Source organism: Mycobacterium mantenii (genome assembly GCF_001667865.1).
GTDB lineage: Bacteria > Actinomycetota > Actinomycetes > Mycobacteriales > Mycobacteriaceae > Mycobacterium > Mycobacterium mantenii_A.
Window position 1 is genome coordinate 300,326 of record NZ_LZJP01000089.1, and the last position, 13,412, is coordinate 313,737.

Sequence of the window (13,412 nt, forward strand, 5' to 3'; positions counted from 1 at the left end):
GCGGTAGGGCGGTGTCGGGGCCCGGCCGCCGTCGCCCGACCTCGTCGCGCCGGATTATGTACGCTGTCCGCCGTGACCGAACGGACATTGGTAGTGATCAAGCCCGATGGCGTCCAGCGGCGGCTGGTGGGGGAGATCATCGGCCGCATCGAGCGCAAAGGCCTCTCCATCACCGCGCTGGAGCTCCGGTCCGTCAGCCGCGACCTCGCCGCCCAGCACTACGCGGAACACGAGGGCAAGCCCTTCTTCGAGTCGCTGCTGGAGTTCATCACCTCGGGACCGGTGGTGGCGGCCATCGTGGAGGGGCCCCGGGCGATCGCGGCGTTTCGGCAGCTCGCGGGTGGCACCGACCCGGTGGAGAAGGCGATCCCCGGCACGATCCGCGGCGATTTCGGGCTGGAGACGCAGTTCAATCTGGTGCACGGGTCCGACTCGATCGAGTCCGCGAAGCGCGAGCTCGCGCTCTGGTTCCCCAACGCTTAGAGCTGCGGCGATAGCGCCCGCGACGCCATCCCGAACGGCTTTGCTGACGCCGTCTGCATCAGGTGTGGCTGGGCCCGCGACGTGATGTGGGATACTGGTCTCGGGTGAACGTCGCCGGACCGGCGTCAGACACCCGAATGAAGACTTAGACAAGCGCGACCATAGCCCCGTCGCCTTGGTTCGCTGCATGTCAGGCCGTCATTCAGCACGGCGCCGAGTGGGTCCTTACCTGGGCCGCTCGGGGCGAGACCATCACAAGCCCGGGAGAAGTGACCCGGGCCCATAGCGAAGCCCTCGCGTGGCCGCGTCGCAACGACGCGCCCGGGGGCTTGAGGAGAATACGTGGTAGACGGTGCACCGACTGCAGACCCATCAGAAGAATCGACTCGGCCCGGGGAATTGCCGGACCGCCTGAGAGTTCATTCGCTGGCCCGAACGCTGGGAACCACCAGCAAGCGGGTGCTGGACGCGCTGAGCGAGCTGGACGGGCGCATCCGCAGCGCACACTCCACCGTGGACCGTGACGACGCGGTCCGGGTTCGGGACCTGCTGGCGGCCGCGCAGCCTCCAGCAGGCGCGGAGAACGCGGCCAGCGCCGAAGCGAAAGCCGACGCCGCGGAGGGCGAGCCGGAATCCCGGCTGATGCTCGAGACCCCGGACAGCGCCGCCGAGCGGCCGCACTACATGCCGCTGTTCGTCGCGCCGCAGCCGATCGACTCCCGCGAGGAGGTCGGCACCGACGACAGCGCCGCCGACTCCGACGATTCCGAAGGCGACGACGACGAGCAGGCCGACCGGCCGTCGAACCGGCGTCGGCGCCGCGGCCGCCGCGGTCGTGGCCGCGGGCGCGGTGAGCAGGGCGGACCCGACGGCCAGGGCGACGACGGCGACGACGACGAGGGGCAACCGCGGGGCAAGAAGGGCGCTCAGGCGGACTCCGACGACTCCGAGGACTCCGACGGCCAGGATTCCGACGACTCCGATGACTCGGACGACTCCGACAACGGTGACGAGGGCTCGGGCGACGGCGGCAATCGTCGTCGCCGCAGGCGCCGGCGGCGCAAGTCCGGATCGGGCGACGACAACGACGAGGGGTCGTCGCCCGACGACCCGCCCAACACGGTGGTGCACGAGCGGCCGCCACGCAACGGCAAGGGCGGCGGAGACGACTCCGCCGGCCCGAACAACGAGATCAAGGGCATCAACGGCTCCACCCGGCTGGAGGCCAAGCGGCAACGGCGCCGGGACGGCCGCGACGCCGGACGGCGCCGCCCCCCGGTGCTGACCGAGGCCGAATTCCTGGCGCGCCGCGAGGCCGTCGAGCGGATGATGGTCGTGCGCGACCGGGTCCGCACCGAGCAGCCGCATCAGGGGTCGCGCTACACCCAGATCGCGGTGCTCGAGGACGGCATCGTCGTCGAACACTTCGTCACGTCGGCCGCGTCGGCCTCCCTGGTGGGCAACATCTACCTGGGCATCGTGCAGAACGTGCTGCCGTCGATGGAGGCGGCGTTCGTCGACATCGGCCGCGGCCGCAACGGCGTGCTCTACGCCGGCGAGGTCAACTGGGAGGCCGCCGGACTCGGCGGGTCCGACCGCAAAATCGAGCAGGCGCTCAAACCCGGCGACTATGTCGTCGTCCAGGTCAGCAAGGACCCGGTCGGGCACAAAGGCGCGCGGCTCACCACGCAGGTGTCGCTGGCGGGCCGCTACCTGGTCTATGTGCCGGGCGCGTCGTCGACCGGGATCAGCCGCAAGCTGCCCGACACCGAACGCCAGCGGCTCAAGGAGATCCTGCGCGAAGTGGTGCCATCCGACGCCGGGGTGATCATCCGGACCGCGTCCGAGGGCGTCAAAGAAGAGGACATCCGCAGCGACGTCACCCGCCTGCAGGAGCGCTGGAAGCAGATCGAGGCCAAGGCGATCGAGATCAAGGAGAAGGCGGCCGGCGCCGCGGTGGCCCTCTACGAAGAGCCCGATGTGCTGGTCAAGGTCATCCGCGACCTGTTCAACGAGGACTTCGCCGGCCTCGTCGTCTCCGGTGACGAAGCCTGGACCACGATCAACGATTACGTGAATTCCGTTGCCCCCGACTTGGTTTCGAAGCTCAGCAAGTACGAGCCGCCCACCGGGCCGGAGGGGCAGGCCGGGCCCGACGTGTTCGCGGTGCATCGCATCGATGAGCAGTTGGCCAAGGCGATGGAGCGCAAGGTGTGGCTGCCGTCGGGCGGCACGCTGGTCATCGACCGCACCGAGGCTATGACGGTGGTCGACGTCAACACCGGCAAGTTCACCGGATCCGGGGGCAACCTCGAGCAGACGGTCACCAAGAACAACCTCGAGGCGGCCGAGGAGATCGTCCGCCAGCTGCGGCTGCGCGACATCGGCGGCATCGTGGTCATCGACTTCATCGACATGGTGCTGGAGTCCAACCGGGACCTGGTGCTGCGGCGGCTGACCGAGGCGCTGGCCCGCGACCGCACCCGCCACCAGGTGTCCGAGGTGACGTCGCTGGGTCTGGTCCAGCTGACCCGCAAGCGGTTGGGCACCGGACTGATCGAGGCCTTCTCGACGTCGTGTCCGAATTGCAGCGGACGCGGGATCCTGCTGCACGCCGACCCGGTGGATTCGGCCCCGTCGAACGGGCGCAAGTCCGAATCCGGTGGGGGTGGCCGCCGGGGCAGGCGCAAGAAGAACAAGCCCGAAGAGCAGGTGGTGGCCAAGGTGCCCACCCACGCTCCCGGTGAGCACCCGATGTTCAAGGCGATGGCCGCCGGATCCTCGACGCCGTCCGAGGGCGACGAATCCGACGAGACCACCGAGGACACCACCGAGGAACTCGACCAGGAGAAGGCGCGCGCCGGCGACGTCGGGGACACCGACCAAGAGGACTTCGAGGACAACGACCAAGACGACTACGACGACACCGACGACGAGGACGACGAGGACTCGGATGACGACGAGGACTCGGATGACGACGAGGACCTCGACGACGACGACGAGGACATCGACGATGAAGAGGATCTCGGCGACGACGACGAGGATCTCGAGCTCGACGACGACGAGCTGGACACCGAAGACGACGATTCCGACGACGCCGATGCTCCGCGAGGCTCCGCTGCGGCCGACCAGGCCGGGCCGGGACGCCCCCGGCGCAGACGCGCCGCGGGAAGGCCGGCCGGCCCGCCGATCCATGCGGACTGAACCGGCCGACCGGCGGGCGCAGGCCGGGTCCGGTTTGACCCTGTAGCCGCTGGTCACGTACCCTTGGACAGTTGTCGTCAGGCCGGGCGAGGAAAACTTCGGCCGGCGGCAGCGGGACTCCCGGGGAATCGGCGCAGGCCCGCGACCCAGACCCACCACGTGCACCGCGGCTGGTTGGCGCGCGACGCGCAGAGCAGCGGCTAGAAGAAGGAGCAGTAGCGACGATGGCGACCTACGCAATCGTGAAGACCGGCGGCAAGCAGTACAAGGTCGCCGTCGGGGACGTGGTCAAGGTCGAGAAGCTCGAATCCGAGCCCGGCTCGAACGTGTCGCTGCCGGTCGCCCTGGTGGTGGACGGCGCCAAGGTGACCACCGACGCGGCCGCGCTGGCCGAGGTCGCGGTGACCGGCGAGGTGCTCGAGCACACCAAGGGCCCCAAGATCCGTATCCACAAGTTCAGGAACAAGACCGGCTATCACAAGCGTCAGGGACACCGTCAGCAGCTGACGGTCCTGAAGGTCACCGGAATCAAGTAGCGGAGGCGAAGACATGGCACACAAGAAGGGCGCTTCCAGCTCGCGCAACGGTCGCGATTCCGCCGCCCAGCGGCTGGGCGTGAAGCGATTCGGCGGCCAGGTCGTCAAGGCGGGCGAGATCATCGTTCGGCAGCGCGGCACCAAGTTCCACCCGGGCGTGGGTGTCGGGCGCGGCGGGGACGACACGTTGTTCGCCAAGGAAGCCGGCGCCGTCGAGTTCGGCCTCAAGCGCGGCCGCAAGACCGTCAACATCGTGGCCGCCGGGCAAGCCACCGACTGAGGTGTGTTTCCGGGCCCAGCCCGGTGATTTCGGCGCCCGGTGGTAGGTGAGAGGACCCACGATGCCTCGGTTCGTCGACCGCGTCGTCATCCATGCGCGCGCCGGTGCCGGGGGTAACGGCTGCGCGTCGGTCCATCGCGAGAAGTTCAAACCGCTCGGCGGCCCCGACGGGGGCAACGGTGGCCGCGGCGGCAGCATTGTCTTCGTCGTCGATCCGCAGGTGCACACCCTGCTCGACTTCCATTTCCATCCGCACGTCTCCGCGCCCTCGGGCAAGCAGGGGATGGGCAACAACCGCGACGGCGCCGCCGGCGCCGACCTGGAAGTCAAGGTGCCCGACGGCACCGTCGTCCTCGACGAAAACGGCCGTATGCTGGCCGACCTGGTCGGCGCGGGCACCCGTTTCGAAGCCGCCGCGGGTGGACGCGGCGGGCTGGGCAACGCTGCTCTCGCATCGCGGGCGCGCAAAGCCCCCGGCTTTGCGCTACTGGGCGAACAGGGCCAGACCCGCGACCTGACGCTGGAACTCAAGACGGTCGCCGACGCCGGCCTGATCGGCTTTCCCTCGGCCGGCAAATCTTCGCTGGTGTCCACGATCTCGGCGGCCAAGCCCAAGATCGCCGACTATCCGTTCACGACGCTGGTTCCCAACCTCGGCGTGGTGTCGGCGGGCGAGCACACCTTCACCGTCGCCGACGTGCCCGGCCTGATCCCGGGTGCCTCCCAGGGCCGCGGCCTGGGCCTGGATTTCCTCCGGCACATCGAGCGATGCGCCGTGCTGGTGCATGTCGTCGACTGCGCGACCGCCGAACCCGGCCGCGACCCGATCTCCGATATCGACGCGCTGGAGGCCGAACTGGCCGCGTATACGCCCACGCTGCAAGGGGATGCGACGTTGGGTGATCTGACCGAGCGGCCCCGCGCGGTGGTACTGAACAAGATCGACGTGCCGGAGGCGCGCGAGCTCGCCGAATTCGTTCGTGACGAGATCGCCGCGCGTGGCTGGCCGGTGTTCCTGGTGTCGACGGTGGCGCGAGAGGGTTTGCAGCCGTTGATCTTTGGGCTGTGGAAGATGATCTCGGACTATCAGGCCGCCCAGCCCGAAATCGTGCCGCGGCGTCCGGTGATTCGGCCGGTTCCCGTCGACGACAGCGGGTTCAGTGTCGAGCCGGATGCCCAGCAACCGGGCGCCTTCGTCGTCAGCGGCGCGCGGCCCGAACGCTGGATCCGCCAGACCAATTTCGACAACGACGAGGCCGTCGGATACCTCGCCGACCGCCTGGCGCGCCTCGGTGTCGAAGAGGAGTTGCTGCGGCTGGGCGCGCGACCGGGTTGCGAAGTGACCATCGGGGACATGACGTTCGATTGGGAGCCGCAAACCCCTGCAGGGCAACAGGTTGCGTTGTCGGGCCGCGGCACCGACGCGCGGTTGGAGCGCACCGAGCGCATCGGCGCCGCCGAACGTAAGGCCGCCCGGCGCCAGCGCCGCGCCGGCGACGATGCAGAGCGCAGCGATGCGGAGGAGCGGCGCATCGTGACCGCCGGCGACGATGCAGAGCGCAGCGATGCGGAGGAGCGGCGCAGAACCAGCCAACGCGGTGAGGAGTCGTGAGCCCCCACCGCGACGTCATCCGCGGAGCTCGCAGCCTGGTGGTCAAGGTCGGGACCAACGCGCTGACCACCCCGGCCGGGGTGTTCGACGCGGGCCGGCTGGCCGGGCTCGCCGATGCGATCGAAGCGCGGATGAAGGCGGGTACCGACGTCGTCATCGTGTCGTCGGGAGCCATTGCCGCCGGCATCGAGCCGCTCGGATTGTCCCGTCGTCCAAGGGATTTAGCGACAAAGCAGGCCGCGGCCAGCGTCGGTCAGGTCGCCCTGGTCAATTCGTGGAGTGCCGCGTTCGCCCGCTATGGCCGCACCGTCGGGCAGGTGCTGCTCAGCGCGCACGACATCTCGATGCGGGCCCAGCACACCAACGCCCAGCGCACGCTGGACAGGCTGCGCGCACTGCACGCGGTGGCGATCGTCAACGAAAACGACACCGTGGCCACCAACGAGATCCGGTTCGGCGACAACGACCGGCTCTCGGCGCTGGTGGCCCACCTTATCGGCGCCGAGGCCCTGGTGTTGCTGTCCGACATCGACGGGCTCTATGACTCGGATCCGCGAAAGACCGACGGCGCGCGGTTCATCCCGGAGGTGTCGGGATCCGCGGATCTGATCGGCGTAACTGCCGGTCCCGGAAGCGATTTGGGCACGGGCGGGATGACCTCGAAGATGTCCTCGGCGCTGCTGGCCGCTGACGCCGGCGTCCCGGTGTTGCTGGCGGCCGCGGCGGACGCCGCGGCCGCGCTCACCGACGCTTCGGTCGGCACGGTGTTCGCCGCGCGACCGGTGCGGATGTCGGCGCGGCGGTTCTGGGTGCGTTATGCCGCCGAGGCGGCCGGCGCACTGGCCCTGGACGAGGGCGCCGTGCGCGCCGTGTTGCGGCAGCGCCGCTCGTTGCTGCCCGCCGGGATCACCGCGGTGTCGGGAAGGTTCTACGCCGGCGACGTCGTCGAATTGCGCGGCCCGGACGCGGTGATGGTGGCCCGTGGCGTGGTCGCCTACGACGCGACCGAGCTGGCCACCATGATGGGCCGCTCGACCTCGGAACTGCCCGGCGAGCTGCGCAGGCCCGCGGTGCACGCCGACGACCTGGTGGCCGTGTAGGGGACGATCCCGGCGCGCGCCGTGGCCGGCACTTTAGGACCAAGCCGGGACTAATAGGACCTTTCCGAACGTGCTAGCGCATGGGTTAGCACGTTCGGGAATCACCTCATTCGTCGGACTGTCGGACCATCGGTTTCGAGTCGGGTCAGTGCTCCCGGATCGGCTTGAGATACAGTGCGCCCCAGACGATTTCGGCTAGGGTGGCGGCCAGCTCGGCGTCGTAGGCGGGGGGCTTCGTCGGCAGGTTCTGCTGGCAGGCCCGCTCGACCATCCAGGTCAGCGCGCTGGCGGTGGTGAGCGCGGCCAGCTCGGGGCGGATCGAACCGTCGGCCTGGCCATCTTCGATGACGTGGGTCAACTGCTCGGAGATGCCGGTCAGCAGCTCGCGATACGTTTCCGCCGTCGGGGGGTCGTAGGCGGCCATTTCGTTGAGCGCGACCAGCACCGCCTGATGACGCCGGTAGGTGGCGATGATGCGGCCCATCGCGGTCCGCACGTCGTCCGGGTCGTGCCGCCCGGCCACGCTCCACCAGCTCCGCGCGCCGTCGGTCAGATCGCCGAACACCTGGCTCGCCAGCCGGCGCAGCAGATGACCCTTGTCCTCGAAGTAGATGTAGAAGGTGGCCCGGGAAATGCCGGCCTCGCTCGAGAGCCGGTCCACGCTGACTTCGGTGAAGCTCGCGCCGTCGCGCATCAGCCGTTCGGTGGCGTCCAGCAGTCGGCGCTCCATCTGTTCGCGGCGCTGCTCGCGGGGCGCACCTCGGTGCCCCTGCGGCTTGCGGGTCAGCGACGGCATGCGCCGAGCATAACCGAGCTGTCGACATATTGACTAGACATAGTGTCTAGGCATATTGTCGCGAAGAATCTGTGACCAGGGTCATACGAGACGACGGAGGATCACCATGGCCGTGATGACAAATGAGTCTGAGACCGGCGAATCCGGTCGCGCCTACGACGAGATCGATCTGTCCTCGCGGGCGTTCTGGTCCACCACAGCGGCGGACCGGGAACGCTCGTTCGCCGTGCTGCGGGCCGAGCGGCCGGTGAGCTGGCATCCCCCGGTCGAAGACTCGCTGATGCCCGATCCGACCGACCCCGGCTTCTGGGCGGTCACCCGGCGCGCCGACATCGTCGCCGTCAGCCGCAACAGCGACGTCTTCCTGTCCGGCCAGGGGGTGATGTTCGAGAGCATCCCGGTGGAACTGCTCGAGGCGTCGCAGTCGTTCCTGGCGATGGACCCGCCGCGGCACACCAAGTTGCGCAAGCTCGCGCACGCCGCGCTCAGCCCCCGCCAGGTCCGCCGCATCGAGGACTCGATCAAAGCCAACGCCAAGGGCATCGTCGACGAACTGCGGACCGCCGGCAGCGGAGTGGATTTCGTCGACCACTGCGCCAAAGAACTGCCCATCCGCACCCTGTCGGACATGATGGGGATTCCGGAATCCGAGCGGGAGCGCATGGCGCACGCCACCGATGCGCTGGTGTCGTGGGCCGACCCGGAATTCCTCAACGGGCGCCCGGCGATGGAAGTGTTGGTGGAAAACCAGCTGTATCTGCACCAAGTCGTCGGCGCCCTGGCCACCGAACGTCGCGAGCGCCCCGGCGACGACTTGATCAGCAGCCTCGTCACCGCCGAGGTGGACGGCGACCGGCTGGAAGACGCGGAGGTCGCGGCGTTCTTCGTCCTGCTCTCCGTCGCGGGCAACGACACCACCCGGCAGACCATCAGCCACACCCTGAGGGCGCTCACCGACTTCCCCGACGAAAAGGCATGGCTGCTCGAGGATTTCGACACTCGGATCGGGACGGCCGTCGAGGAGTTCATCCGTTGGGCGACGCCGGTCATGACCTTCCGCCGCACCGCCGCAACCGATACCGAGCTGGGCGGCCAGACCATTCTGGCGGGGGAGAAGGTGGTGATGTTCTACCCGTCGGGCAACTGGGACACCGACGTGTTCGACCACCCGGAACGGTTGAATTTGAGCCGCGACCCCAATCCGCACGTCGGCTTCGGCGGTGGCGGGCTGCACTTCTGCCTCGGGGCGCACGTGGCCCGCGCGCAGCTGCGGGCCATCTTCGCGGAGCTGTTTCGGCAATTGCCCGACATCCGGGCGGGCGAGCCCGCCTACCTGGCGGGCAATTTCGTGCATGCCATCCGCAGCATGCCGTGCATCTTCTAATGCGTTGACAGGGGCGCCAACTCGTCGGCGAGCAGCGCCAGCAACTCCGAGCATCCGCCGTCGACCTTGACGGTGGCAAGGTCGTCGCCGCGGGTCCCGCCGCGGTTGATGATGGCGATCGGCATGCCCAGCGCGGCGGCGTGGCGCACGAACCGGTAGCCGGAGAACACGGTCAGCGACGAGCCGGCGACCAAAAGCACTTCGGCCTGCTCGACCAACCTAAACGATTCCGCCACAACGTCTTTGGAAACGCTTTCGCCGAAGTAGACGATGTCCGGCTTGAGCATGCCGCCACAGCGGTCGCAATCCACATACCGGAACGACGCGGTGTCCGCGACGACGGCGTCGGCGTCGGGAGCCACCGCCAGCCCGCCGATCGCTTCGGCGCGCTCGATGAATCCGGGGTTGAGCGCTTCCAGCCGTTCGGCCAATGCGGCACGGGTCATGGTGGCTCCGCAGTCCAGGCAGATCACCTGCGCGAAGGTGCCGTGCAGGTTGATGACGTTGCGGCTGCCGGCCTTGGAGTGCAGCAGATCGACGTTCTGGGTGATGACGCCGGTGACCACCGACGCGTCCTCGAGTGCGGCCAGCGCCCGGTGGCCGGCGTTGGGCAGCGTGTCGTCCATGTGCCGCCAACCGACGTGGTTGCGCGCCCAGTACCGCTGCCGAAACTCCGGATCGCCGGTGAACTGGCGGATGGTCATGGGATTGCTCGGCGGTGAATCCGGCCCGCGGTAGTCGGGAATGCCCGAGTCGGTGGAGATGCCCGCACCGGTCAGCACCGCGATCCGGCGACCGGCCAGCAGCGCGACCAGTTCGGGGGATTCTGCGCAGCCGACGGTCACCCGATCCAGCGTACGGATCAGCCCAGGCAGTCGGCCGCGGTCGTGAGCTCGGCAGACATGTTCCGCTGCATCATCTTGCACGCCGCCTCGCCCAGGTCGGCGTCGATGTGTGCGACGGCATCGGTCGGGATCACGACGGGGAAGTGCCGAACGTAGGCGTCCAGCGCCGTATAGAGGATGCATTGCTCGGTGACCTGACCGGTGATGATCAACCGCTTGGTGTCCAGCCGGCCGAGCAGATAGGCCAGCGCCGTGGCATAAAACGCGCTGTGCCGCACCTTGGTCATCACGCGGCAGGCGTCGGTCGGCAGGATCGGCTTCACCAGGTCGGGCCGGTCCCCGTCGCACGCGGCATGGACGATGTCGGAGAACTCCGCGGTGAAATCCCCGTAGTTGTCGTTGACGTACACCAGGTCGACGTCGTCGCATTCGCGTGCCCGCCGAACCAATTCGGACAACGGGTCGATGATCCTCTCGACATTGGGTATTAGATTTTCAGCGTCGGGATGCTGATACGTATTCATCATGTCGACTACTAGGACGGCCGTGTCGCTCATGCCGTCGGGGATACCCGGCGGCTACGAGTTGACACGCATGGGGCGACAATGGAAGGGCGATGGACTTTTACAACGCTTACAGCCAGGGCTTCGCCCGCGTCGCCGCGTGCACGCACCACACCGTCATCGCTGACCCGGCGGCGAATGCCGAGTCGGTTCTGCGGATGGCCAGACAGTGCCACGACGACGCCGTCGCGCTGGCCGTCTTTCCGGAACTGACGCTGTCCGGGTATTCCATCGAAGACATCGTGCTGCAGGACCTGTTGCTCGACGACGTCGAAAAGGCCATCGCGGAAATCGTCGCGGCCTCGGCCGAGCTGTTGCCGGTCTTGGTCGTCGGTGCCCCACTGCGACATCGGCACCGGATCTACAACGCCGCCGTGGTCATCCACCGCGGCACCGTGCTCGGGGTGGCGCCGAAGTCGTATCTGCCCACCTATCGGGAGTTCTACGAGCGCCGCCAGATTGCCCCGGGGGACGACGAGCGCGGCACCATCCGCCTCGCGTGCGTCGACGTCGAGGTGCCCTTCGGTCCCGACCTGCTTTTCGAGGCCGCCGACGTGGCGGGCCTGGTGCTGCACGTGGAAATCTGCGAGGACATGTTCGTGCCGATTCCGCCCAGCGCGGAAGCCGCGCTGGCGGGCGCGACGGTGCTGGCCAACCTGTCGGGCAGCCCGATCACCATCGGCCGCGCCGAGGACCGCTGCCTGCTGGCCCGTTCGGCCTCATCGCGTTGCCTGGCCGCCTACGTGTATTCGGCTGCGGGAGAGGGCGAATCGACGACCGACCTGGCCTGGGACGGTCAGACCATGGTGTTCGAAAACGGTGTGATGCTGGCCCAGTCCGAGCGCTTCCCCAAGGGCGAGCGACGCAGCATCGCCGACGTCGACATCGAATTGCTCCGCTCCGAACGGCTCCGGATGGGCACGTTCGACGACAACCGGCGCCACCACCGGACGACGACGGAGGCGTACCGGCGCATCGAGTTCCGGCTGGACCCGCCGGGCGGCGACGTCGGACTGCGGCGCGACATCGAGCGCTTCCCGTTCGTTCCCGCCGATCCGCAACGGCTGGAACAGGATTGCTTCGAGGGTTACAACATTCAGGTCGCCGGTCTCGAACAGCGGCTGCGCGCGCTGGATTTCCCGAAGGTCGTCATCGGGATTTCCGGTGGGCTGGACTCGACGCACGCCCTGATCGTTGCCGCGCGCGCGATGGATCGCGAAGAGCGGCCGCGCAGCGACATTCTGGCGTTCACCCTGCCCGGCTTCGCGACCGGCGACCGCACCAAACGTAACGCGGCCGAGCTGTGCCGCACGCTGGGTGTGACGTTCTCCGAGATCGACATCCGCGAGTCCGCGCAGCTGATGCTCAAGGAGATGGATCACCCGTTCGCGCGCGGCGAGAAGGTGTACGACGTCACCTTCGAAAACGTCCAGGCCGGTTTGCGCACCGACTACCTGTTCCGGCTGGCCAACCAGCGGGGCGGGATCGTGCTGGGCACCGGCGACCTGTCCGAGCTCGGGTTGGGCTGGTCGACATACGGTGTCGGCGACCAGATGTCGCACTACAACGTCAACGCCGGCGTGCCCAAGACGCTGGTCCAGCACCTGATCCGGTGGGTGATCTCCTCGGAACAGTTCGAGCCCGAGGTCAGCGAGGTGTTGCAGTCGGTGCTCGACACCGAGATCACCCCGGAGCTGGTGCCCAGCGGCGAGGAGGAGGAGCTGCAGAGCAGCGAGGCGAAAGTGGGTCCCTTTGCGCTGCAGGACTTTTCACTGTTCCATGTGCTGCGCTACGGATTCCGGCCGTCGAAGATCGCCTTCCTGGCGTGGCACGCATGGAGCGACCCCGAACACGGCATCTGGCCGCCCGGCTTCCCCGACGACAAGCGGCCGTCGTATTCGCTGAAGGAAATTCGGCACTGGCTGCAGGTTTTCGTGCAGCGGTTCTACTCGTTCAGCCAGTTCAAGCGCTCGGCGTTGCCCAACGGGCCCAAGGTGTCGCACGGGGGTTCGCTGTCGCCGCGGGGGGACTGGCGCGCCCCGTCCGATATGTCCGCGCGCATCTGGCTCGACGAGATCGAACGCGAAGTCCCCGAGGACTAGCAGGCACCCAGGGCCCGCCCGGGCGCGCCGAGCGGGCCCATCGGCATTCGGGGTCAGGCCTTTGCGCGGCGCCAGCCCTGGTATTGCACTTCGGCGAACACCAGCGTGTAAACGCCGGCCGCCAGGTTCAACACCACGCCGGTCGACGTCAGCGGAAAGACGTCCGCGAGCACCAGAACTATCGCGGCCACCGTGTATGCCACGTTCGCGATGATGACGGCCATGCCGGCGCGCCGCACCGACGGCAGGCTGGCCAGCCCGAACACGACCACGCCGTAGGCGATCAAGAACGCGCCCATGCCGTATTCGAACGCCTTCGTGGTGCCCGAGACCCCGGCGAGCCAGCCAGCCACCGGCATGCCGGCCAGGCCGACCAGCCCGCTGATGGCGGCGTCGGCGCGCATGGCGAGGCGTAGCAGGCCGTCCCGGGTGCCCGTGCGGTCAATCGTGGTAGCGGACATGATGTTCCTTTCTCGATGGCGAACTGCGATCGCCACCGACGCTGCC

At 68.3% G+C, this 13,412-nt stretch carries 12 protein-coding genes; 8 read left to right on the forward strand and 4 right to left on the reverse strand.

The window, feature by feature from the left end; translation table 11 throughout:
• Positions 1-72 precede the first annotated feature (72 nt).
• The 6 genes from ndk (at position 73) to proB (ending at position 7,215) form a co-directional block, all read left to right on the forward strand.
• On the forward strand, positions 73-483 hold the full coding sequence (ndk, locus tag A5688_RS15105; protein ID WP_067911338.1) for a nucleoside-diphosphate kinase: 411 nt from the start codon (positions 73-75) through the stop codon (positions 481-483).
• Positions 484-825: 342 nt separating this feature from the next.
• Positions 826-3,687 (forward strand): Rne/Rng family ribonuclease, encoded by a 2,862-nt coding sequence (locus A5688_RS15110; RefSeq protein ID WP_067911335.1) that lies wholly within the window; start codon positions 826-828, stop codon positions 3,685-3,687.
• A gap of 224 nt (positions 3,688-3,911) precedes the next feature.
• On the forward strand, positions 3,912-4,223 hold the full coding sequence (rplU, locus tag A5688_RS15115) for a 50S ribosomal protein L21 (protein ID WP_067911332.1): 312 nt from the start codon (positions 3,912-3,914) through the stop codon (positions 4,221-4,223).
• A gap of 13 nt (positions 4,224-4,236) precedes the next feature.
• Positions 4,237-4,503 (forward strand): 50S ribosomal protein L27, encoded by a 267-nt coding sequence (gene rpmA / locus A5688_RS15120; RefSeq protein WP_067829783.1) that lies wholly within the window; start codon positions 4,237-4,239, stop codon positions 4,501-4,503.
• A 61-nt stretch (positions 4,504-4,564) separates the two neighbouring features.
• Positions 4,565-6,115 (forward strand): GTPase ObgE, encoded by a 1,551-nt coding sequence (gene obgE / locus A5688_RS15125; protein ID WP_165607478.1) that lies wholly within the window; start codon positions 4,565-4,567, stop codon positions 6,113-6,115.
• A complete protein-coding gene (gene proB / locus A5688_RS15130) occupies positions 6,112-7,215 on the forward strand; it encodes a glutamate 5-kinase (RefSeq protein WP_067829786.1) in 1,104 nt (367 codons plus the stop codon). The genes obgE and proB overlap by 4 nt, the downstream gene beginning before the upstream one ends.
• Before the next feature lie 145 nt (positions 7,216-7,360).
• Here the strand turns inward: proB and A5688_RS15135 are convergent, their stop codons facing one another.
• Complete coding sequence (locus A5688_RS15135) at positions 7,361-8,011, reverse strand: TetR/AcrR family transcriptional regulator (protein WP_067829789.1); 651 nt, start codon at positions 8,009-8,011, stop codon at positions 7,361-7,363.
• A gap of 106 nt (positions 8,012-8,117) precedes the next feature.
• Between A5688_RS15135 and A5688_RS15140 the strand changes: the two genes are divergently transcribed.
• The gene (locus A5688_RS15140; protein WP_067910171.1) at positions 8,118-9,395 is read left to right on the forward strand and encodes a cytochrome P450; all 1,278 of its coding nucleotides are present in this window, start codon (positions 8,118-8,120) and stop codon (positions 9,393-9,395) included.
• On the opposite strand, the gene A5688_RS15145 is transcribed toward A5688_RS15140, so the two are convergent.
• Positions 9,392-10,240: an SIR2 family NAD-dependent protein deacylase gene (locus A5688_RS15145; protein WP_067829796.1), complete on the reverse strand. Its 849-nt coding sequence runs from the start codon at positions 10,238-10,240 to the stop codon at positions 9,392-9,394. The genes A5688_RS15140 and A5688_RS15145 overlap by 4 nt on opposite strands.
• A 17-nt stretch (positions 10,241-10,257) precedes the next feature.
• On the reverse strand, positions 10,258-10,797 hold the full coding sequence (locus A5688_RS15150) for a cysteine hydrolase family protein (protein ID WP_067910174.1): 540 nt from the start codon (positions 10,795-10,797) through the stop codon (positions 10,258-10,260).
• Between the two features lie 59 nt (positions 10,798-10,856).
• On the opposite strand from A5688_RS15150, the gene A5688_RS15155 reads away from it, so the two are divergent.
• Entirely contained in the window at positions 10,857-12,905 is a 2,049-nt protein-coding gene (locus A5688_RS15155; protein WP_067829802.1) for an NAD(+) synthase, read from the forward strand.
• A 53-nt stretch (positions 12,906-12,958) separates the two neighbouring features.
• On the opposite strand, the gene A5688_RS15160 is transcribed toward A5688_RS15155, so the two are convergent.
• Positions 12,959-13,366, reverse strand: coding sequence for a hypothetical protein (locus A5688_RS15160; RefSeq protein ID WP_067910178.1), 408 nt, complete (start codon positions 13,364-13,366; stop codon positions 12,959-12,961).
• Positions 13,367-13,412 lie beyond the last annotated feature (46 nt).

Excerpts from the sequence above, each read along its gene's own strand:
- A5688_RS15160 (WP_067910178.1), bottom strand. The coding sequence starts at position 13,366 with ATGTCCGCTACCACGATTGACCGCACGGGCACCCGGGACGGCCTGCTA.
- obgE (WP_165607478.1), top strand. The coding sequence starts at position 4,565 with ATGCCTCGGTTCGTCGACCGCGTCGTCATCCATGCGCGCGCCGGTGCC.
- A5688_RS15155 (WP_067829802.1), top strand. The coding sequence starts at position 10,857 with ATGGACTTTTACAACGCTTACAGCCAGGGCTTCGCCCGCGTCGCCGCG.
- A5688_RS15135 (WP_067829789.1), bottom strand. The coding sequence starts at position 8,011 with ATGCCGTCGCTGACCCGCAAGCCGCAGGGGCACCGAGGTGCGCCCCGC.
- rplU (WP_067911332.1), top strand. The coding sequence starts at position 3,912 with ATGGCGACCTACGCAATCGTGAAGACCGGCGGCAAGCAGTACAAGGTC.
- rpmA (WP_067829783.1), top strand. The coding sequence starts at position 4,237 with ATGGCACACAAGAAGGGCGCTTCCAGCTCGCGCAACGGTCGCGATTCC.
- A5688_RS15140 (WP_067910171.1), top strand. The coding sequence starts at position 8,118 with ATGGCCGTGATGACAAATGAGTCTGAGACCGGCGAATCCGGTCGCGCC.
- A5688_RS15150 (WP_067910174.1), bottom strand. The coding sequence starts at position 10,797 with ATGAGCGACACGGCCGTCCTAGTAGTCGACATGATGAATACGTATCAG.